The organism is Caproiciproducens puteiluti (assembly GCF_052442865.1).
Classification (GTDB): Bacteria; Bacillota; Clostridia; order Oscillospirales; family Acutalibacteraceae; genus Caproiciproducens.
Window position 1 is genome coordinate 2,064,771 of record NZ_CP194790.1, and the last position, 22,318, is coordinate 2,087,088.

The window sequence follows — 22,318 nt, forward strand, 5'->3', positions numbered from 1 at the left end:
AAACGAGGTGGCATTATTGAAAATTAAAAATCAGGCATTGGCCGCGGATTTGGGGCTGGTTTTTGTCACAATCATCTGGGGCAGCGCTTTTGTCGTCGTAAAGAACGCTACCGGCGCCGTTCCGACAAGCTACATTATTGCAATCCGTTTCGGGATCGCCGTTTTGCTCATGACTGTTTTTTTCTTCAAAAGGCTGAAAAAAATAGACGCCGACTGTATCAAGTCGGGTGCCATCCTCGGGATCCTGAGTTTTGTCGCCTATTATTTGCAGACAACCGGTATCCAATATACAACGGCGGGCAACAATGCGTTTCTGACGGCTGTCTATGTTGTGGTGGTACCGTTCCTTTATTGGCTGTTGCGCAATGAAAAGCCGGACCTGTACAATATAACGGCTGCATTAATATGCATTGCCGGAATCGGGCTTTTATCGCTGCACGCGGGATTCACGATGAATGTCGGCGATATTCTCTCCCTGCTGTGCGGAATCGCTTTTGCTTCACAGATCGTAGGTACCAGTATTTTAACCGAAAAGAATGATCCTATTCTGCTCTCCTACACGCAATTTGCCGTTACCGGAGTAATTGGACTGGCAGTGGCTCTCTGCACCGAAACGTTCCCCGCCGGTCTGGGAACCGACTCTGTGCTGTCTCTTTTATACATCGGCGTATTCAGTACCTTGATCGCACTGGTCTTGCAGACCGTCTGTCAAAAATACACTCCGCCCGCCAGAGCTTCCTTGATTATGTCGCTGGAATCTCTGTTCGGCTCGGTTTTCGGCATTATCTTTTTGCATGAAGCGCTGACGCCCAAAATCTTAGCCGGATCTCTGCTGATTCTTCTTTCCATTCTGATTTCGGAAACGAAGCCGTCTTTCTTCAGATTGAATCAAAAAAGGACGGAACTGCAGGAAGACAGCGTGGAATAAATCCATAGAAAACAAAAACCTTCCGCAGGGAATGTAAATTCCCGTGCGGAAGGTTTTTTGATACTTACAGCAATTTTTTCAGATATTTTCCGGTATAGGATTCCTTTACTTTTACGATCTGTTCCGGGGTTCCCTTTGCGATGACCTCACCGCCGCCGTCCCCGCCCTCCGGACCAAGGTCGATGATATAGTCGGCGGTTTTGATCAGGTCCAGATTATGCTCGATGACCACTACGGTGTTTCCGCCGTCCACCAGCTTCTGGAGCACTTCAATCAGCTTGTGAACGTCCGCGATATGAAGGCCGGTGGTGGGCTCATCCAGAATATAAATCGTTCTGCCCGTGGAGCGCTTGGAAAGCTCAGTTGCCAGCTTGACTCTTTGCGCTTCGCCGCCGGACAGGGTCGTCGCCGGCTGGCCGATTTTGACATAGCCCAGTCCGACGTCCTGCAGCGTCTGCAGCTTGCGGGCAATGCGCGGAATGCTGGAAAAGAACTCCAGTCCCTCTTCCACCGTCATCTCCAGCACATCATAGATGCTTTTGCCTTTATACTTGATCTCCAGCGTTTCACGGTTGTAGCGTTTCCCTTTGCAGACGTCGCAGGGAACGTAGACATCCGGAAGGAAATGCATCTCGATTTTGATGATGCCGTCGCCCTGACAGGCCTCACAGCGGCCGCCCTTTACATTAAAGGAGAACCGTCCGGAATTGAACCCGCGCAGCTTGGCGTCCTGCGTGGAGGCGTACAGTTCGCGGATATCCGTGAAAACGCCGGTATAAGTAGCGGGGTTGGAACGGGGCGTCCTGCCGATGGGCGACTGGTTGATTTCAATCACCTTGTCCAGCTCCGAGAGCCCCTTGATTTCTTTAAAAGCGCCGGGACGGGATTTCGCCCCGTTCAGCTCCGCCGCCAGGTATTTATATAATATTTCATTGATCAGCGAAGATTTTCCGGAACCGGATACACCGGTGACACAGACAAATTCCCCAAGCGGGATATCCACGTTCACGTTTTTCAGATTGTTCTGGGAAGCGCCGATGATTTTCAGCTTTTTCCCGTTGCCCTTGCGGCGTTTTGCGGGAATCTCCACCTTTTTTACCCCGCTCAGATACTGCCCGGTAATGGATTCCCTGCAGTTGACAATATCGTCCACGCTCCCGTTGAATACCACATGGCCGCCGTGGATGCCCGCGCCCGGGCCGATATCCACAATATGGTCGGAGGCGCGCATGGTATCCTCGTCGTGCTCTACGACAATGACGGTGTTCCCCAGGTCGCGCAGCCGCTTCAGCGTGGCAAGGAGCTTATCGTTGTCGCGCTGGTGCAGTCCGATGCTCGGTTCGTCAAGAATGTAAAGGACTCCCATCAGGGACGAACCGATCTGCGTGGCCAGACGGATACGCTGGCTTTCTCCGCCGGAAAGCGTACCGGACGAGCGCGAAAGCGTAAGGTACTCCAGCCCAACGCTCTGCAGGAACCCCAGACGGCTTCTGATCTCCTTTAAGATAGCGGTTGCAATCATGGTATCGCGTTCGGAAAGCTCCAGATGATTGATGAAATCCAGCGCCTGCGTGACCGATTTGTCGCAGAAATCGCTGATATTGATGCCGCCCACGGTTACGGCCAGGCTGATCGGGGAAAGGCGCTTGCCATGGCAGGCATCGCAGGGAATCGCGCTCATATAGGATTCGATTTCCTCTTTGATCCAGTTGCTCTGCGTTTCACGGAAACGCCGCTCAAGATTATTGATGATTCCCTCAAATTCGGTTTTATAGATTCCGCTTCCGTATTCGTTGCTGCGCTCAATCTGTATCTTTTCGCCCTTCGTGCCATAAAGGAGGACATCGATAATTTCCGGCGGCAGCTTTCCAAGAGGCGTGTCGAGAGAAAAATGATAGTGTTTGGACAGCGCCGTCATGTACATGGAGGCGATCGTGCTGCCTTCCATCGCCCATCCGCTGGCTTTCAGGCCGCCCTTGCTGATGGAAAGGGACTTGTCCGGAATAATCAGGTCGGGGTCAATTTTCATAAAGACACCGAGTCCCGTACATTTGGGACACGCGCCGAACGGATTGTTAAAGGAAAACATGCGCGGAGTAAGCTCCTCCACGCTGATGCCGTGCTCCGGGCAGGCGTAGTTCTGGGAAAAGGTGATATCGTCTCCCCCGGCGACATTAATCACGATAATTCCGCCGGAAAGCGAGGAGGCCGTTTCGATGGAATCGGACAGGCGGGAGTGAATCGAGGGGTGGATGACCAGCCTGTCGACAATGACCTCGATCGTATGTTTCTTATTTTTTTCAAGCTGAATGGTTTCCGATAGATCATAGAGATTGCCGTCCACACGCACGCGGACAAACCCGCTCTTGCGCGCGGCGTCAAACTCTTTGGTATGTTCGCCCTTGCGTCCCCGCACCACGGGAGCAAGCACCTGAATCTTTGTTCCCTCTTCCAGATTGAGGATGCGGTCGACAATCTGGTCAATGGTCTGCTGCTTGATTTCCCGACCGCAGATCGGGCAGTGCGGGATTCCGATTCTCGCGTACAAAAGCCGTAGATAATCGTAAATCTCCGTTACCGTTCCGACCGTGGAGCGGGGATTTTTGGAAGTCGTCTTCTGATCGATGGAAATGGCCGGGGAAAGCCCCTCGATGTAATCCACATCCGGCTTTTCCATCTGCCCCAGAAACTGGCGAGCATAGGATGAAAGAGACTCCACATAGCGGCGCTGCCCTTCCGCATAGATGGTATCGAAAGCGAGAGAGGACTTTCCGGAGCCGGAAAGTCCCGTGAAAACAATCAGTTTGTCCCTTGGAATTTCGATATCGATGTTTTTCAGATTATGTTCCCTTGCGCCCTTAACAAAAATGTTCTTTGCTGTCATTGATTATAATTTCCTCCGTAGCGTTTCGCCGGCTATTTTTCACCGTTCAGTTGTTTGATTTTGTCACGCAGGTAAGCGGCGTGCTCGAATTCGAGCAGCTTCGCAGCCGCCTTCATTTCCTTTGTGAGCTGTTCGATCATCTGTTTTCTCTCAATCGGGCTCAGACGCTTCTGCTTCTTTCCCTTCTCGTCCTCTTTATGAGTGGAGATTTCCAAAATATCGGAAACCTTTTTCTTGATGGTTTTTGGAATAATCCCGTGCTCCCGGTTATACGCGGTCTGAATGGAGCGGCGGCGTTCCGTTTCACGGATAGCGGACTCCATGGACGGAGTGACCGTATCGCCGTACATGATGACCTGTCCCTTAGCGTTGCGCGCGGCACGGCCGATCGTCTGAATCAGCGAACGCTCGGAACGCAGGAAGCCCTCTTTGTCCGCATCCAGTATGGCTACCAGCGAAACTTCCGGAATATCCAGTCCTTCCCGCAGCAGATTGATACCGACCAGCACGTCAAACTCTCCCAGGCGCAGGTCACGGAGAATTTCCATCCGTTCCACGGTATCGATATCGTGATGCATATATCTGACGCGGATTCCCATTCCCTCCAGATAAGAGGTGAGGTCTTCCGCCATTTTTTTGGTCAGGGTGGTAATGAGGACGCGCTCTCCGTCGGCGGTTCTCATGTTGATCTCGGAAATCAGATCGTCAATCTGCCCATCCGTCGGTTTGACGATAATCTCAGGATCGACCAGTCCGGTCGGACGGATCACCTGCTCCACGACCTGAGCCGATTTTTCTTTTTCCAGATCGCCCGGCGTCGCACTAACGAAGACGGCCTGATTGACATGGTTGTAAAACTCGTCAAAATTCAGCGGACGGTTGTCAAACGCGGACGGCAGGCGGAAGCCGAAATCGACCAGCGACTGTTTTCTGGCCCGGTCGCCCGCGTACATGGAGCGGACCTGCGGAAGCGTCACATGGGACTCGTCCACAAACAGCAAAAAGTCCTTCGGAAAGTAATCCAGAAGGGTGAACGGCGAGCTGCCCGGCTCACGCCCGGACAGAACGCGCGAATAGTTTTCAATCCCTTTACAGAACCCGATTTCGGCCAGCATTTCCATGTCGTACCGGGTACGCTCCTGAATTCTCTGCGCCTCAATCAGCTTGCCGTTGGCTTTGAAAAACGCGACCCGTTCTTCCATTTCCCGTTCAAGATCGCCCATGGCGCGCTGCATCTTTTCCCGCGGGACAATGTAATGGGACGCCGGATAAATGGCAACGTGCTTTAAGACGGCCTTGAGTTCCCCCGTCAGCGCGTTGATTTCACTGATCCGGTCAATTTCGTCGCCAAAGAATTCCACGCGAATCACCGTATCGTTCGACTGGGCGGGGAAAATCTCCACCACGTCGCCGCGGACCCGGAATTTATTACGGATAAAATTGATGTCGTTCCGTTCATACTGAAGCTCAACAAGCTTGCGCAGCAGATCGTCGCGGCTCTTTTCCATGCCCGGGCGCAGGGAAATCACCATGGTGCGGTAATCGATCGGGTCGCCCAAGCTGTAAATGCAGGACACGCTGGCAACGATGATGACGTCCCGGCGCTCCGAAAGGGCCGAGGTAGCCGAATGGCGCAGCTTGTCTATTTCATCATTGATTGCGGAATCCTTTTCAATATAGGTGTCCGTCGTCGCAATATAGGCTTCCGGCTGATAATAATCATAATAGGATACAAAATACTCGACCGCGTTTTCCGGAAAGAACTCCCGGAACTCGGAACAAAGCTGTGCGGCAAGCGTTTTGTTGTGAGCCAGGACCAAAGTGGGACGGTTCATCTGTGCGATAACATTCGCCATGGTAAAGGTTTTTCCGGAACCGGTCACGCCAAGCAGCGTCTGCTCGCGGTAGCCGGTCTGCAATCCCTGAACAAGCTGTTGAACCGCCTTGGGCTGGTCTCCCTTCGGCTGATATTGTGAAACTAATTTAAAATCCATTTTTTACTCCGTATCAAATCCGACATCAAAAGTTCCCGGCATGATTCCGCTTTTCGCGATCGAAAAATAATCGTTGCCGCTCACGATAATATGATCGATGAGCTTTACCTCCACAATATTCAGCGCTTCATAGACCCACTGTGTGGAGCTTAAATCCTGCTTCGAGGGCATACAGTCTCCGCTCGGATGATTATGTGACAGAATCGCGTAAGCCGCGTTATACTCCACCGCAAGCCGGACAATCTTCTTGATATAAATATTGGCGGTGGTGACAGTGCCTTCATTGACCACACCGCAGTAAATCAGCCGGTTTTTACTGTCGAGGAGCATCAGTACGATGACCTCGTCCGAACGGCCGATAAATTTGCGTGTCAAAAGCATGCCTGCTTCATTATAACTGAAAATCACATTTTTGTCTTTATCCAAATTTTCCTGGTAACGACGGCACAGCTGCGGAATGAGTTTCATCAGCGTTGCCGCCGACTTCCCCACGCCCTCCACTTTCATCAGTTCTTCATAGGGCGCGTCGAACACCCCCGACAGCGACCCGAATTTCTGCAGAAGCGCATGGCCGATGGGATTGGTGTCCTTTAAAGGGATCGCGTAAAAAAGAAGCAGCTCCAGAACCGCGTGCGGCTCAAAAGAGTCAAGCCCGTCCTTCAGAAATCTGTTTTTCATGCGGTCCCTGTGGCCACCGTGCACGGGCTGGGCCTCGTTACTGATTTTCGGCGGCTGTTTTCTGAGCTGCTCCTTGTTTTCCTCCAACGATGCCCGCCCCCAATCATCCATCAGATTTTTCTGCTGCCCGGTTTGACGGGAGCCGGAGCACCGGCCTTGCACAAAGGACATTCTTCCGGTTCCCAGGATTCCACTTCAACGGAAACGACCGCCTTAAAGGGAACGCCGAAATCGATTTTTCCGCCTGTCCGGTCAACAATGGAGCCGACACCGACCACTTCGCCGCCGGCTTCCTTTACCAGCTCGATCACCTCACGGACTGAGCCGCCGGTCGTCACCACGTCTTCCACCACAAGCACCCTGTCCCCGGGGTTTACGGAAAAGCCGCGCCGCAAATCCATTTTTCCGTCCTCGCCGCGCTCTGTGAAAAAGTTTTCGCAGTGAAGCGCGCGGCTGACTTCGTAAGCCATCTGGACCGCACCCATCGCCGGTCCGATGACGATCTGAACATTATCATGACAATACTGTTCCGCAAGGGCCGCGCAAAGCTCCTCACTGTACCTTGTATTGCGAAAAATCCTGGCGCATTGGAGGTATTTGTTGCTGTGCCTGCCGGAGGTCAGTTTGAAATGCCCCTCCAGCAAAACCCCAGCCTCTTCCAAAATCTCCATGACCCTTTGCTGTGTTATCATAAATCCGTTCTCCTTCTCGCATATTTCATTCTATTATATACTAAAAAATCTCTTTTGAAAAGTATTTCCGACTGTTGCCGCAGCCTTATCCGTGATATAATCTGGAAAGGCGGAAGCACTGAAAATGTATCAAGTTAGGAGTCTTTCCATATGAAAGAAATAACCATAGGCGCAAACGACGCCGGACAGAGGCTGGACAAGTTTCTCACAAAATCCTTCAGCAACCTCCCCCAATCCATGATGTACAAAAGCATCCGTAAAAAAGATATCAAGCTGAACGGGAAGCGGTGTGAAATTTCCACCCGGCTGAATGAGGGCGACGTTCTCACCCTGTATTTAAAAGACGAATTTTTTCAGCAGGAACAAAAGGAATACGACTTTCTGAAAGCGCCGAACAAGCTCACGGTGATTTATGAAGACGAAAACATCATGATTCTGGATAAAAAGCCGGGATTAATCGTACACCCGGATGAAAATTATCATTTTGATTCCCTGATTGCCCGCGTTCAGCATTATTTATATGAAAAAGGGGAATACCGCCCCGAAAACGAAAATTCGTTCGCCCCGGCCCTGATTAACCGGATTGACCGAAACACCGGCGGCATTGTAATGGCGGCGAAGAACGCGGAAACCCTTCGCGTGATGAATGAAAAAGTAAAAAAGCGCGAAATGCAGAAGATGTATCTCTGCATTGTCCATGGAAAAATGAATCCGAAAGAAGCGGTGCTGGAAGGCTTTCTCGAAAAAAACGAAAGCCAGAACCGCGTCTATATTTCCCACAGGCCCACCGCGGACACCAAATCGATCAAAACGCGCTACCGGGTGCTTGAAGAGCGCGGAAGCTTCAGTCTGCTGGAGGTTGAGCTCCTGACCGGACGCACCCACCAAATCCGCGCGCACCTTGCTTCCGTCGGACATCCGCTCGCCGGGGATGGAAAGTACGGCACGAACGCGATCAATAAGCAAACCGGATTTTCCTATCAGGCCCTTTACTCCTACAAACTGAAATTTACCTTCGGCACGGACGCGGGGCTTTTGAATTACCTGAACGGCTCGGAATATGAAGCAAAGGATATCTGGTTCTTAAAAGACTTTTACAGCTGGGCGTGACCCCTTCGGGATACTAAAACTCGCCGGGCGCCGCGAAAACATGCCGCGCGGCTTGCCCGGCTGCCTGTGCTGAAAAGAGCCGGCGCACACGCGCCGGCTCTTTTCAGCTGTTTCTATCTACCTGATGAAAGGTTTTCAGGTTCCCTGTTTTTTCACTGCGCCTTTCCAGCTCAGCCTGGATGTCTTCCAGGGAGATGCCTTCGTTGACCATTAAAACGGTCAGATGATACAGCAGATCCGATATTTCAAGGACGGTTTCGGCATTGTCCCCGTTTTTGGCGGCGATGATTGTCTCGCTGCACTCTTCCCCGCATTTCTTCAAAATCTTATCAAGGCCTTTATCAAACAGGTAGCAGGTATAGGAACCTTCCGCACGATTCTCTTTTCTGCTCTGTATGGTACTGTATAGCTCCTGCCAGGTGTCAAGCATCGTTATCCCTCCAGATTTCATTAAAAAAGCAGTTGTGCGCGCCCGTGTGACAGGCGGCGCCGGTCTGTCTGACGACGACCAGAAGGGTGTCGTCATCACAGTCGCCATGAATGCTCACAACCTTCTGCAAATGCCCGGAGGTCGCGCCCTTATTCCAAAGCTCCTGACGGGAACGGCTGTAAAACCAAGTGTATCCCGTCTCAAGCGTTTTTCTCATGGACTCCCGGTTCATATAGGCCAGCATCAAAACTTCGTTTGTTCCGTATTCCTGAACGATCGCCGGAAGCAAATCAGATTTTTGAAAAAAACGATCTATAAAGGTTTTTCCCTTTACATCAATACATTCCATTTATTTTTTCCTCTCCGCAAAGCGCAATCGCTGTTTTCAAATCGAGCGCACCGGTATACAGGGCTTTTCCACAGATTGCCCCATAAAGCTTCAAATCCAGTAAATTCGCGATATCCGCAAGGCTGCTGACACCGCCGCTCGCGATAATATGGCAGGAAACCGCATGATTCAGTTGATCCAGCATTTCCAGATTCGGGCCGGTCAAAGTACCGTCCCGGGAAATATCTGTAAAGATAATATACTTTACTCCATACTGTTCCATCCTTTTGGCAAGCTCAAGATAATCCACCGTTGAGGTTTCCGTCCAGCCCTGCGCGGCAACCTTGCCGTTTAAGGCATCGATTCCAACCGCAACGCGTTCTCCATATCTCTGAACAGATTCCTTGACAAGATGGGGATCGTTCAGCGCCGAGGAACCCAAAATGACTCTTGAAACACCATTGGAAAGATAAAAATCAATCGTTTCCATGCTTCTGATTCCGCCGCCGATTTCTATTTTCAGCCCGGAATTCTGCAGTACTTTAAAAATGATTTCCGAATTTACGGGATGAGCCGCTTTTGCGCCGTTCAGATCGACAACATGCAGCCACCTTGCTCCCGCAGATTCAAAAGCCCCGGCGGCGGACACCGCGTCCTGCGCCACTTTATGCGCCGTGCTGTAATCACCCTTTACCAAACGCACACATTCGCCGTCTTTAATATCGATTGCTGGCAAAATAACCATAGCCGTCTCCTATAGATAAATTTACAATGACCCCTTAGTCGAGAGTACCCCGGCGGAAGTTTTCGCAACCGCCAGACGCATGGCGTGGGCAACGGCTTTGAACATTCCTTCGATCTCATGGTGCGCATTTTTTCCATATTCAATACGGGTGTGGAGCGTGATTCCGGCATTGACCGCGAAGGCGCGCAGAAATTCTTCCGTCAGGCAGGTATCGAATTCCCCCACCCGTTCCTGCTGGAACTCCGCCTGAAAAACAAGGTACGGTCTCCCGCTGATGTCCACGGAGGCAAAGGCAAGCGCTTCGTCCATTGGCACAAAAAAGGTACCGAAACGGGCGATTCCCGATTTGTCGCCAAGGGCCTCTGCAAAGGCTTTTCCCAAAACGATGCCGACATCCTCAACCGTGTGATGACCGTCGACCTCCAAATCGCCGACCGCCTCCACGGTGAGTCCGAAGCCCCCGTGTACGGCAAAGGCATTGAGCATATGGTCAAAAAAGCCGATTCCGGTTGAAATGCTCACTTCGCCGCCGTCAAGGGAAAGCGAAACAGCAATATCCGTTTCCTTGGTTTTGCGTTTTTGTACCGACGTCCTCATTTTTCCGCCTCCCTTTGTCATTGAATCACTGTTTCAAAAACTTTGATAAACTCTTTGTTTTCTTCCATCGTACCTGCCGTCACCCGCAGGAAATCGCCCATAAAGCGGACGGCGATCCCTGATTTTAATAGGGCGAGAAAAATTTCCTCCGCCTGGGCAATCTGAAGGAATACAAAATTTGTTGCAGTGGGATACACATGCATTTTTTCACTGTTGTTTTTTTCTATGCGCACCATTTCCGAATAGAGCATATTCCGGGAAGCAACAATGTTGTCTATACCCGAATGGACTAAATCGGGTTCCTTTAAAATAAGAGAACCGATTTTCTGAGTGAGTAAGTTCACATTATAGGGTGATTTGACTGCTTTCAGCGCGTTTGTCAGTGCCGGATTTGCCACGGCAAACCCGAGCCGGATGGCCGCCATACCAAACGCTTTGGAGCAGGTTCTCAGAATCATGAGATTGTCGTACTGCTCCACCTCGCCCAGCAGGGACTGGCCCCAAAAGTCCATATAGGCTTCGTCAAGCACCACCAGCGCCTTCACCGATGTAATCAGCCGCCGGACTTCCTCTTTTGACAGTCCAAGCGAAGTGGGATTGCACGGATTGGAAAAAAGAATCAGCTTGACGTCGTTTGCATTGACCAGTTCAATCACCTTATCCACATCGATGGTCAGATCTGGATTTTTAGCGTAGACAATGCTTTTCGCTTCCACAATGGAGGCATAAAAGCGATACATGGAAAAATCCGGGGACACCGTCAGCATTGCATCGCCCTTCATTAAAAAAGCACCGCAGATAACGGATATCAGTTCATCGGAACCGTTTCCGGCCGTAACATGGGTGGGATTGACCTGATAAAACTCCGCAAAGCTTTCGCAAAGCTCCGACGCCATCGGATCCGGGTACCGGTTATAAGCGGTAAACGCCGCAGATTCCATGATCTTCAACGCAATCCGGTTCGGAATGGGAAGAAAGGACTCGTTGGCATCCAGACGAATCGGATAGCTGCCGGTAATCGGGTCATACGGGCGCAGATCCCTGATTTTTTCATTTAACTGGTAAGCCATTTCAGCGCCTCACTTTAATCGAATTCGCGTGAGCGGTCAAGCCCTCGGCCTCTGCGAGCTGAATAATATCCTTCTGCGCCGATTTCAACGCATCTTCCGTATAATAGATAAAGCTGGATTTCTTGATAAAGCTGTCCACTGAAAGCGGGGAGAAAAAGCGCGCGGTCCCACTGGTGGGCAAAACATGGTTCGGCCCCGCGAAATAGTCGCCAAGCGGTTCCGGCGAATAGTTGCCGAGAAAAACGGAACCGGCGTTGTCGATTTTCCCGATATACTCCATCGGGTTTGCGGCGCAAACCTCAAGGTGCTCCGGCGCCAGCTCGTTGGCAAAGGAAACGGCTTCCTCCATGCTTTCACATACCACCACTGCGCCAAAACGGTCCAGCGACTGGGAAATGATTTCCCTGCGTGACAGCTGGGGAAGCTGCCGGTCAATCTGGGCAACCGTCTGCTCCGCAATTTTCTCTGAAGTCGTCAGCAGAATAGCGGAGGCAAGCACGTCGTGTTCGGCCTGCGACATCAGGTCCGCAGCCAGAAATTCCGGACGCGCCGTTTCGTCCGCGATAATCAGGATTTCGCTCGGACCGGCGATCATATCGATATCGACGGTGCCGTAAAGCTGCTTTTTAGCGGTGGCTACATAAATATTTCCCGGGCCGACGATTTTATCGACCTTGGGAATCGTTTGGGTCCCAAACGCGAGCGCCGCGACCGCCTGTGCCCCGCCGACCAGAAAAACACGGTCGACCCCGGCGGTCAGTGCCGCCGCCAGAATATCCGGATTGGGTTTTCCGTCTTTTCCGGGAGGCGTCACCATGATGATTTCTTTCACTCCGGCAATTTTGGCGGGAATCGCATTCATCAGGACGGAAGAAGGATAAGCTGCCGTTCCGCCCGGCACATAGATACCGACTTTTGACAGGCCGCGAATGCGCTGCCCCATCATTACTCCGCTTTCATCGGTTTGAAACCAGCTCTGCTGCTTCTGCCGGGAATGAAAATTCCTGATGTTCTCCGCGGCTCTGGCGAGCGCGGACAAAAACTCCGGTTCACACCGGCCGGTAAGCTCTTTCACCTCCGCGGCGCAAATCTCTGTTTTTTCGGGCAGACTGCCGTCAAATTTCAGGGTGTATTCGCGAACCGCGTCATCGCCGCGACGGCGTACATTTTCAATGATTTCCGAAACGGCTGATTCCACAGCCCTGTTGGTTTCCTCATTTCTTTGTTTCAGCTGACTGATCAGATCGCGGCTGCCGCCCTTTTTCACAAGCTGTATCACGCTGTTCCCTCCTTTGCCCGGTCCATCTCTTCCGCAAGACTTTCTATTTCCGTTTTCCGGATTTTCAGGCTCGCCGCGTTGACAATCAGTCTTGCGGAAATATCACTGATGCTTTCAATCACTTCGAGTCCGTTTTCTTTTAGGGTAGAACCCGTTTCAACAATATCTACGATTGCGTCGGAAAGGCCCAGAAGCGGTGCCAGCTCGACGGAGCCCTCAATTTTTATGATCCTGACGTCCATTCCTTTGCTTTCAAAGTAATTTCTGGCGACATTCGGATACTTCGTAGCAATGGTTTTAGAGGAATATCCGCTGAAAAAATCCCGGTTCTTCGGACCGGCAAGTGCAAATTTGCATCTGCCGAAACCAAGGTCCAGCACTTCATAAAAACCGCTTCCCTGCTCCAGAATCGTATCTTTACCCACGACTCCCAGGTCACAGACGCCGTGCTCTACGTAGGTGATGACGTCTGCGGCCTTGGCAAGAACCACCTCAAACCGGTTCCCACCGACCGGCAGAATCAGTTTGCGCCCTTTCTTTCTGACGGCGGAACAGTCAAAGCCGATTTTCTCAAATAAGGCAACGGTATCATTTTCAAGCCTGCCCTTCGTAAGGGCGATTCTAAGTGGTTTCATCTTTTCCCAACCCTATGTCAGATTTATGGTCTCAATACGGTCTCCGATACAGTCCACGCGCCTGATTCCGCGTGTTTTCGCATATTCCAGCGCTTTTTCTTTTGTTTCAAAAATACTGTTTTCGCATTTCAGACCCTTTTCAATCAGTGTGGAAGCATAGTTCAGGGCTTCCATCTCAAAACCGGCCTCGCCGTGAACCAGAACGTCCGCCGGCATAACGGAATAGAGCGTACCGTGTTCCAGCATGATTTTGGAAATCGCATCCACGTTGATTGCGAACCCGATGGCCGGCATCGGAAAGTCAAAGTAACCCAGAAGATTGTCGTATCTTCCGCCCAGAAGGACCGCGTCACCGCAGTCTTCCACATAAGCGCTGAAAACAATATTGGTGTAATAATCGTTGCGCTGTACCAGGCCCAAATCGACAATCATCTTATCGCCAAGGCCGCGGCGGCTCAAAGAGCGGTAAAGCTTGTGCAGATATTCCAGCATTCCTCCGGATTTTTCATCGGAGCAAAACGGCTCCGCATGCGCAAACACCTCTTCCCCGCCGAAAAGGCGCGGAAGCGTGCGCATCGCCGTTACCGGCCCGGATTCCTCCAGACCGTCAAGGATCCTGTTCAGGGACGCGTAATTTTTCGATTCGATGGCGCTGCGGATATCTTCACGCAGGTCGTCGGAAATTGGCAGCTGCTCAGCCAACGCGCGGAAAAGTCCGGCATGACCCAGTTCGAACCGAAAATCAGGGACACATTTCCCCAGCGCCTCGATCGCCGTCACGATCACTTCAAGGTCTGCGCGCATTCCGTCCGCGCCGAGAAGCTCAATCCCAGTCTGGACCGTTTCATCACTGCGGCCCGTCAGAGCGGGATTGTTGCGGTAGATGGGCTGAGTGTAAAAAAGCCTGATCGGCTTTGGCAGGCCCTGCAGCCTGGTCGCGGCCAGACGCGCGATCGGCATAGTGGAATCCGGCCGCATAACAGTCAGTCTTCCGCGGCGGTCGGACATTTTATACATGACCTCCTGCCCGATCCCGGAAAAATTCGGGTCAAATACATCATAGAACTCCAGACCGGGAGTAACCACTTCATTGAAGCCTCTGGAAGAAAAGACATCCCTCAGGGTTTTCTCCACATACCTGCGCACCAGGCATTCTTCAAAAAGAAGGTCTTTCGTCCCCTCCGGAGTGACTTTGTTATATTTTTTCATCAAATACACCTATCAATTTTCAGTTGAACGCTTTAGTATGGTAATATAATAGCACACTAAACTATTCTTTGTCAACCAAATAATGTCATCTGGCTGCTTTGCGGCAATCCGGCAAGCGCACCGGCTTCCTTGAGCGTTTCAATCACGGATTTGGAAACCTTGGAGCGGGTCTGAAGATCGTCAACAGAAATATAAGGGCCCTTTTCCTTTGCGGCCGCCAAACTGTTTGCCGCGGCTTCTCCTACACCCGAAAGAGAGGAAAACGGAAGCCTGATTTTTCCATTCTCAACCAGATATTTTCTCGCGTCGGATTCATAAAGATCGACTGGAAGAACCTCGATTCCCCGGGCAAGCATTTCGTTGATGATCTGGAAAGTAGCATAGGCGGCCTCTTCCTTCGCGCTTGCTTCCTTGCCCTTCATGCTGATTTCATTCATGCGCCTCCGAACGGCTTCCCTGCCCTTCATAGCAGTGGCGCCGTCAAAGTCCTCTCCGCGCACGGTAAAATAAGCGGCGTAGTACTCGACCGGCCTATGTACCTTGTACCACCCAAGGCGCAGGGTAGAAATCATGTATGCCGCCGCGTGCGCTTTCGGGAACATGTACTTGATCTTCATACAGGAATCAAGATACCACTGCGGTACATTATGATCCTTCATGGCCTGAATATGTTCTTCGGTCAAAAGCTTGGAGGCCTTGCCCTTACGGGTGATCTCCATGATTTTAAACGCCATTTTCGGCTCCAGCCCTTTGAGCAGCAGATAAGTCATAATGCTGTCTCTGGTTCCGATTACCTCCGCGATGGTACAGGTCTTGTTTTTAATCAGGTCCTGCGCGTTGCCGAGCCAGACATCCGTACCGTGTGAAAGGCCGGAAACCTGCAAAAGATCGGAAAAGGTTTTTGGCTGGGAATCGATCAGCATTTGCCGTACAAAGCTGGTGCCGACTTCCGGCAAAGAAAATGTACCGGTCTGGGAATCGATATCCTCCGGCTTGACGTGCAGCGCCTCTGTGGAGGTGAACAGCGACATGACCTCCGGGTCGCTCATGGAAACCTTCATAACCGGAATGCCGGTGTAATCTTCCAGATACCGGTAAATGGACGGAACATCATGCCCGAGCTCGTCCAGCTTGCAGATGGTGTCATGAATAGAATGGAAGTCGAAATGGGTGGTGATATTATCCGATTTCTGATCGTTCGCCGGATGCTGCACCGGGCAGAAATCGTAAATCTCCATGCCCTTCGGCACGACGACCATACCGCCCGGATGCTGACCGGTCGTACGCTTAATCCCCGTGCAGCCGAGCGCCAGCCGCTGTTCCTCCGCACGGTGCATCACCATCCCCTTTTCCTCCGCGTATTTCTTCACGAAGCCGATTGCGGTTTTATCCGCTACGGTTGCGATGGTTCCGGCCTTAAAGACGTTGTCCTTGCCGAACAGCGTTTCTGTATAGCGGTGTGCGCTGGTCTGGTATTCACCGGAAAAGTTCAGGTCAATATCCGGCGTCTTGTCGCCGTCGAAGCCCAGGAAGGTCTCAAACGGAATCGTATGCCCGTCACGGTTGTACTCCGTGCCGCAGACAGGACAATTTTTCGGCGGCAGGTCGAAGCCGCTGCCATAGCTGCCGTCGGTAATAAACTCGCTGTGCTTGCAGTTGGGGCACACATAATGGGGCTCCAGCGGGTTTACCTCGGAAATACCGGACATATTCGCCACAAACGAAGACCCGACGGAACCACGGGAGCCGACCAGATAGCCGTGCGCTTCCGAGTCCGCGACCAGCTTCTGCGCGGTCATATAAAGGATGGAGAAGCCGTGCTTCGTAATGGAGCCGAGCTCACGGTCGAGGCGCTTTTTCACGATATCCGGCAGCGGATCGCCGTAAACCTCTTTCGCCCTTGCCCATGTGATACTGGTCAGCTGTTCCTCGGCACCCTCGATAAAGGGCGGATAGGTTCCCTCGGGAATCGGGCGGATTTCCTCCGTCATCTCTGAAATCAAGTTTGTGTTTTTCACCACGACTTCATACGCTTTTTCCTTCCCAAGATAGGCGAATTCCGCCAGCATTTCCGCGGTGGTGCGCATGTAGAGCGGCGCCTGATCGTCGGTGTCCTTGTATCCCTGCCCGGCCATCAGGATTCTGCGGTAATCTCCGTCCTTCGGGTCCATAAAGTGAACGTCGCACGTTGCGACCACCGGCTTATGAAGATACTCTCCGAGCTTCACGATCGTACGGTTAAATTCACGCAGCTTCTCCTCATCGGGGACAAGGCCCTCGCGAACCATAAAAAGATTGTTCCCCATCGGCTGAATTTCAAGATAATCGTAGAAACTTGCGATTTCACACAGAGTTTCCCACGGCTGCGCGTTAAAAACCGCTCTGTAAAGTTCTCCAGCTTCACACGCGCTGCCGACAATCAGGCCCTCTCTGTGCTTGATCAGCTCGCTTTTGGGAATACGCGGATTTCTGTAAAAGTAGTCCAGGTGGGACTTGGAAATCAGCTTATACAGATTTTTCAAACCTGCTTTATTTTTGACCAGAATGATCTGATGGTAGGATTTCATTTTTTTAGGGTCTCCGCCGGCCAGAGAGGAATTGATATCCATCACCGATTGCGCGCCGGTGTCCTCCTTCAGACGCGTTAACAGCGCCATAAAAATCTTGCCGAGCACCGTTGCGTCGTCGCTCGCGCGGTGATGATTGAACGGGTCGAGCTTTAAGTATTTGGCGACTGTGTCCAGCTTGCAGTTTTTGATATCTTTCAGCATGGAACGGCACATGGGAACGGTATCGATGTACGGGTAGGAGAAATCCATTCCGCTGCGCTGCGCCGCTACCCGGATAAACGAGGTATCGAACTCGGCGTTGTGGGCAATCAGAACGGCGTCTTTTCCGCAGAAATCATAAAACGCCTGAATGGCTTCCTTTTCCAGCGGCGCGTCTTTTACCATACCGTCCGTAATCCCCGTCAGTTCCGTTATTTTTGCCGGAATCGGGATCTGCGGATTAACAAAGGTGTCGAAGCTTTCCGTAATCTCGCCATTTTTGATCCTGACCGCGCCGATTTCGGTAATTTTGTCCTTGTTCGGGCTCAGACCCGTGGTTTCGATATCGAATGAGATAAATTCATCATCCAGCGTTTTCGAGGATTCTCCTCTGACAGCCTGTACAAGATCATTGACGAAATAGGCTTCCACCCCATAAATGACCTTGATATTGATATCTTTCTTTTTCAGGTCGTTCACGGCGTTCATAGCGTCCGGAAAAGCCTGAGCCACACCGTGGTCGGTAATAGCAATGGCGCTCTGCCCCCACTGAGCCGCGCGCTTGATCAGGTCCCCGGCGGAATTTACGCCGTCCATGCTGGACATGTTAGTATGTAAATGCAGTTCCACCCGCTTCACGTCGGCTTTATCCGTTACTTTCAGCTGCTGGACCGTGCTGATGCTTTTAGCTCGCAAGACGATTTCATGGTCGTATTTGTCGTATTCCACATCGCCGCGGGCGATGACAGACATACCCTTCGCCAGCGTGTCCAATGCCTTGCACTGGGAAACCATCTCAATGATTTTCAGCGTCATGGAGCTGGTATAGTCCGTTATATTGATCGTAATGATTTTTCTTTGCTTATCCCTTGTGATCTTTTCTTCAATCTGAAAAATTTCGCCCCAGATCGTTACGCTCCCGATATCCGGAGTTACCTTATTGATCGGAACCGGCTTTGCTTTCGGCGCGTGCCCGTACAGTTCGCGGGCAGTTTCCGGTATCATGCAGGGGAGCAGTGTCTCGCCCGAGCGCACCTGAATCGTCCTGGGCGCTTTTACATGGTTGAGATTTGTTTCGTAGGCTTCCACCTGGTCCACAATCGCTTCGCGCTTCAGCGTTTCCTGCTGCTTCTTTTTCTTTTCTATATAGGCCGGATTCTCGCTGTCTACCGTCAGCAGTCCGTCGAATTCCACCGTCAGGCTGATTCCGAATTCCTCATGAATCAGCTTGGAAATCAGGCGGTCAATATGACGCGAAATCAGCAAATCCCGTCCGCCGTGCGTCAGAGAGATAATCAGCTTTCCGTTCTCGACCCTTGCGGAGGAATCCGTCAGGGTCCCGTTGATGCTGGCTTCCCGGCGCTTCAGCTCCATTACCAGACTGGGGTAATAGTCAACGCTGAAGGTCTCGGACGGGAAGGATGGAAAGATGCAGGCTTTGGCAAGGTTCAGTTCTTTACAGGCAACCATGCACTTTTCCACATCATAAAGCACGCGGCGCTCCACCAAAGATGGAAACGCCACGTCAGCAGTAATAATTCTGTTATTTGTATCGATTTGTAACGAAGAAATGCTTCCGTTGCACACGGGAGACGGTAGTCGTGAAGCTTCTATGTATGCACCAAAAAATTCACCAAAAGTTTTCAATGGAATTCCTTCCTTTACATCTGATCTATCTCCTGCATTAAGCAGTCCAAAAGCTGATCCTCCGGAACCTTGCGGATAATCCGGCCTTTCTTGAACAGAAGGCCTACCCCGTCTCCTCCGGCAATGCCGATATCGGCTTCGCGGGCTTCTCCGGGGCCGTTTACTGCACAGCCCATAACGGCGACCTTCAGATTCTTTTTGCATCCCGCAAGGCGCTGCTCGGCTTCGTTCGCAAGGCGGATCAGGTCGATCCGCGTTCTGCCGCAGGTCGGGCAGGAAACGAATTGGATTCCTTCCGTGTTCAGATCAAGCGCCCGCAAAATATCAAAACCGGCGGCGACCTCCTTTACCGGGTCGGCCGTCAGGGAAACACGGATAGTATCCCCTATCCCGCGCTGCAAAAGAGAACCGATTCCAATCGAGGATTTTATCAGACCCATCCGCTCGGTTCCAGCCTCCGTTACGCCCAGATGCAGCGGGTAGTCGCAGCTTTGCGCGGCCAGCTCATAGGCCTGAATCATTTTGTTAACATCGGAGGATTTAATCGATAGGACAATATCGTGAAAATCATATTTTTCCAGCAGCGAAGCGTGATACAGCGCGCTTTCCACAAGCGCCTGCGGCGTTGGGCTGCCGTATTTTTCCAGAATTTCTTTTTCCAGCGAACCGGAATTTACTCCGATCCGGATAGGGATATTTTTCCGGCGGCAGGCATCCGCCACCGCCTTGACATGGTCGTCGGAACCGATATTGCCAGGATTGATCCTGATTTTGTCAATTCCCGCCTCCACCGCTTCCAGCGCCAGGTGATAGTCAAAATGAATATCCGCGACGAGCGGAACCTGTACGGCGTTTTTGATCGCCGGAATCAGCCGGATTGCGTCCCTGTTCGGAATCGCGGCACGGATGATATCGCACCCGGCCTGCTCCAGCTCCACCGCCTGACGGACACTTCCGTCGATATCCGTGGAAGGAATATTGAGCATGGATTGCACGGATATCTTGGAACTACCGCCAATTGTCACCTTCCCGGCATGAACCGTCCTTGATTTTCGCATTATGAACCCAACCCCTTGCCGGTAATCAGCCTGAAAATATCGTTGAAAGTAATAATCACCATCAACCCCATCAACAGGCAGAATCCAGCCGTGTTTACCCAGCCCTCGTATTTCGGGTTGATCGGCTTGCGGAAAATCGCTTCCACGATCAGGAACAGCAGCCTGCCCCCGTCCAGCGCCGGCAGCGGAAGCAGATTCACGACACCAAGGTTGACGGTAATGACCATCATCATCATCAGAATATTGTTCAAGGCGGCGATAAAATTCTGCTGCAGGCCGATCGAAGCCGCCTGCCCTATGGCATTTGCCGCGCCGACGGGACCCGCGACATCATTGAACCCGAATTTACCCGTGACAAGTCCGACCAGACTGTACCAGACCATTCGCACAGTGGAAACCGTGTCCTGCGCGGATTTAGCAATCAGGGTGCCGGGATTTTTTTCAATCGGCTGCACATAAAAGTCAAGAGTGAGGATTTGCTTCCCGTCCGACTCCTTCGTGTTAAACCGTATATCATCAAAGTTCAGCAGCTTGCCGCCGCGGGAAACCTGAATATCCGTCTTCATCGGGTCCGCCATGGCGAGAGCAAAGCTCAAATCGCGGTCCCCGTTTATTTTGTAGCCGTTGATGCTTTTAAAAACATCGCCAACCTGCAGCCCTGCTGCCTGCAGAGCCGACCGATCGGTAAATTTCGAGATGGTCGTTGATGAAAACGCGGGCTGCTGGCCTAAAAGAATCATCATAATGACAAGGCCCAGGATGATATTCATCACGGCGCCCATCACAACCACCAGCATCCGTTTCCAAACCGGCCTGTTGTTAAAGGCACGGTCGTCCGGGCTGTCCTCATCTTCGCCTTCCATCGCGCAGAAGCCGCCGATCGGAAATGCGCGCAGGGAATACTCCGTTTCCCCTCTTGTGAAATGAAACAGCTTCGGCCCCATGCCGATCGCAAATTCATTGACACGAACTCCGGAAAGCTTCGCTGTGAAAAAATGCCCGAATTCGTGGATAAAAATAATAAAGCTAAAAAGAAGAATCGCTATAATCACCAATATTGCTTTTGTAATCATGATCACCTCATCATCAGCCGACCGCGCCGAAAACATAATCCCGCGCATTGCGGTCGGCATTCAAAATATCTTCAACAGACGAAACTGTTTGAACATCCGGCTGATTTTCCATTGCACGGCGGACCAGTTCCCCAATCCGGAGAAAAGAAATCCGGCCGTCCAGAAACAGCTTTACCGCGACCTCATTTGCCCCGTTTGCCGCCGCGGGGGCAAGCCCGCCGCGCTCAATTGCTTTTTTGCATGCCTCAAGGCAGGAAAAAGTCTGTAAATTGGGCTCAAAAAAGGTCAGTTTACCGTAATCCGTCAAGCTCAGCTGCCCAACCGGCGAAGGAAACCTCTGCGGCCAGGTAATTGCATACTGAATGGGAATTCTCATATCCGGCAGTCCCAGCTGCGCAATGACGGAATTATCTTCATATTCAATCATGGAATGAACGACGCTTTCCCGATGGACGACCACGGAAATTTTGGAGGCCGGCATATTAAACAGCCAGGACGCTTCTATAATTTCCAATCCTTTATTCATCATGGTAGCGGAGTCGATCGTAACCTTGGCACCCATATTCCAGTTCGGATGCCTGAGTGCCTGCTGCGGCGTTACATGAATCAGCTGATCTCTGTTTTTCCCGAAAAACGGCCCGCCGGAAGCCGTAAGGATGATGCGCTTCAGTGCTTTTTTCTCCGGGCAGCCCTGCAAACATTGAAATACAGCCGAATGCTCGCTGTCAACCGGAAGGATTTTTACCGAATTCTTTTTGGCCGCCTCCATCACAAGGGAGCCCCCGGCGACCAGTGTTTCCTTATTGGCGAGCGCCACGTCCTTTCCCGCTCCGATCGCGGTCAGGGTGGGTACCAGCCCAACCATGCCGACGACGGAATTCAGGATCAAATCGGCGCTTTCCATCGCCGCGGCCTCGCACAGGCCGTCCATACCGGCCACAACCCGGACGGGAGTGTCCGCTACGGCAATTTTCAGTTTTTTCGCCGCGGACTCATCAAACATCACAGCCAGTTCGGGTTTAAATTCTCTGATCTGCTGCTCTAAAAGCGCCGTATTGGCATTGGCTGCCAAAGCGCATACCTTCAAATCTAAACCGCGTACAACGTCAAGCGCCTGCGTACCGATGGAACCGGTCGAACCAAGAATCGAAAGACATCTTTTCATTATTATTCACCATTTTGCTGTTTTATTG

Annotated in this window: 18 protein-coding genes; 2 read left to right on the forward strand and 16 right to left on the reverse strand. The window is 51.7% G+C overall.

The features are described 5' to 3' along the window. Positions 1–16: 16 nt before the first annotated feature. Entirely contained in the window at positions 17–928 is a 912-nt protein-coding gene (locus tag ACRQU7_RS10045) for a DMT family transporter (RefSeq protein ID WP_444640558.1), read from the forward strand. A gap of 64 nt (positions 929–992) precedes the next feature. On the opposite strand, the gene uvrA is transcribed toward ACRQU7_RS10045, so the two are convergent. The 4 genes from uvrA to pyrE are packed head-to-tail and all read right to left on the reverse strand — an operon-like array spanning position 993 to position 7,176. Beyond that, positions 993–3,812, reverse strand: a complete 2,820-nt coding sequence (gene uvrA / locus ACRQU7_RS10050) for an excinuclease ABC subunit UvrA (protein ID WP_444640560.1) — start codon at positions 3,810–3,812, stop codon at positions 993–995. Between the two features lie 32 nt (positions 3,813–3,844). Then, positions 3,845–5,806 carry an excinuclease ABC subunit UvrB gene (gene uvrB, locus ACRQU7_RS10055; protein ID WP_444640562.1) on the reverse strand — a complete coding sequence of 654 codons (1,962 nt, stop codon included), beginning with the start codon at positions 5,804–5,806 and terminating at the stop codon, positions 3,845–3,847. Positions 5,807–5,809: 3 nt separating this feature from the next. Then, positions 5,810–6,571, reverse strand: coding sequence for a JAB domain-containing protein (locus ACRQU7_RS10060; RefSeq protein WP_444640564.1), 762 nt, complete (start codon positions 6,569–6,571; stop codon positions 5,810–5,812). Between the two features lie 23 nt (positions 6,572–6,594). Further along, on the reverse strand, positions 6,595–7,176 hold the full coding sequence (pyrE, locus tag ACRQU7_RS10065; protein WP_444640566.1) for an orotate phosphoribosyltransferase: 582 nt from the start codon (positions 7,174–7,176) through the stop codon (positions 6,595–6,597). Between the two features lie 150 nt (positions 7,177–7,326). Between pyrE and ACRQU7_RS10070 the strand changes: the two genes are divergently transcribed. Beyond that, the gene (locus ACRQU7_RS10070; RefSeq protein ID WP_444640568.1) at positions 7,327–8,286 is read left to right on the forward strand and encodes an RluA family pseudouridine synthase; all 960 of its coding nucleotides are present in this window, start codon (positions 7,327–7,329) and stop codon (positions 8,284–8,286) included. Positions 8,287–8,389: 103 nt separating this feature from the next. Here the strand turns inward: ACRQU7_RS10070 and hisE are convergent, their stop codons facing one another. The 12 genes from hisE to ACRQU7_RS10130 form a co-directional block, all read right to left on the reverse strand. Further along, positions 8,390–8,716 (reverse strand): phosphoribosyl-ATP diphosphatase, encoded by a 327-nt coding sequence (hisE, locus tag ACRQU7_RS10075; protein WP_444640570.1) that lies wholly within the window; start codon positions 8,714–8,716, stop codon positions 8,390–8,392. After that, positions 8,709–9,065 (reverse strand): phosphoribosyl-AMP cyclohydrolase, encoded by a 357-nt coding sequence (gene hisI / locus ACRQU7_RS10080; protein ID WP_444640572.1) that lies wholly within the window; start codon positions 9,063–9,065, stop codon positions 8,709–8,711. The genes hisE and hisI overlap by 8 nt, the downstream gene beginning before the upstream one ends. After that, on the reverse strand, positions 9,052–9,789 hold the full coding sequence (gene hisA / locus ACRQU7_RS10085) for a 1-(5-phosphoribosyl)-5-[(5-phosphoribosylamino)methylideneamino]imidazole-4-carboxamide isomerase (RefSeq protein WP_444640574.1): 738 nt from the start codon (positions 9,787–9,789) through the stop codon (positions 9,052–9,054). Before hisA ends, hisI begins: the two co-directional genes overlap by 14 nt. 21 nt (positions 9,790–9,810) lie before the next feature. Further along, complete coding sequence (gene hisB, locus ACRQU7_RS10090) at positions 9,811–10,386, reverse strand: imidazoleglycerol-phosphate dehydratase HisB (protein WP_444640576.1); 576 nt, start codon at positions 10,384–10,386, stop codon at positions 9,811–9,813. A 17-nt stretch (positions 10,387–10,403) separates the two neighbouring features. Further along, positions 10,404–11,456, reverse strand: a complete 1,053-nt coding sequence (gene hisC / locus ACRQU7_RS10095; RefSeq protein WP_444640578.1) for a histidinol-phosphate transaminase — start codon at positions 11,454–11,456, stop codon at positions 10,404–10,406. A 1-nt stretch (position 11,457) separates the two neighbouring features. Continuing rightward, positions 11,458–12,735, reverse strand: coding sequence for a histidinol dehydrogenase (hisD, locus tag ACRQU7_RS10100; RefSeq protein WP_444640580.1), 1,278 nt, complete (start codon positions 12,733–12,735; stop codon positions 11,458–11,460). Further along, positions 12,732–13,370, reverse strand: a complete 639-nt coding sequence (hisG, locus tag ACRQU7_RS10105) for an ATP phosphoribosyltransferase (protein ID WP_444640582.1) — start codon at positions 13,368–13,370, stop codon at positions 12,732–12,734. Before hisG ends, hisD begins: the two co-directional genes overlap by 4 nt. 12 nt (positions 13,371–13,382) lie before the next feature. Next, entirely contained in the window at positions 13,383–14,579 is a 1,197-nt protein-coding gene (gene hisZ, locus ACRQU7_RS10110; RefSeq protein ID WP_444640584.1) for an ATP phosphoribosyltransferase regulatory subunit, read from the reverse strand. A gap of 71 nt (positions 14,580–14,650) precedes the next feature. Then, positions 14,651–18,994 carry a PolC-type DNA polymerase III gene (locus ACRQU7_RS10115; RefSeq protein WP_444640586.1) on the reverse strand — a complete coding sequence of 1,448 codons (4,344 nt, stop codon included), beginning with the start codon at positions 18,992–18,994 and terminating at the stop codon, positions 14,651–14,653. 14 nt (positions 18,995–19,008) lie between these two features. Continuing rightward, the gene (gene ispG, locus ACRQU7_RS10120; protein WP_444640588.1) at positions 19,009–20,052 is read right to left on the reverse strand and encodes a flavodoxin-dependent (E)-4-hydroxy-3-methylbut-2-enyl-diphosphate synthase; all 1,044 of its coding nucleotides are present in this window, start codon (positions 20,050–20,052) and stop codon (positions 19,009–19,011) included. Beyond that, a complete protein-coding gene (locus ACRQU7_RS10125; RefSeq protein WP_444640590.1) occupies positions 20,052–21,125 on the reverse strand; it encodes a M50 family metallopeptidase in 1,074 nt (357 codons plus the stop codon). Before ACRQU7_RS10125 ends, ispG begins: the two co-directional genes overlap by 1 nt. Positions 21,126–21,138: 13 nt before the next feature. Beyond that, positions 21,139–22,290 carry a 1-deoxy-D-xylulose-5-phosphate reductoisomerase gene (locus tag ACRQU7_RS10130; RefSeq protein WP_444640592.1) on the reverse strand — a complete coding sequence of 384 codons (1,152 nt, stop codon included), beginning with the start codon at positions 22,288–22,290 and terminating at the stop codon, positions 21,139–21,141. Between the last annotated feature and the right edge of the window lie 28 nt (positions 22,291–22,318).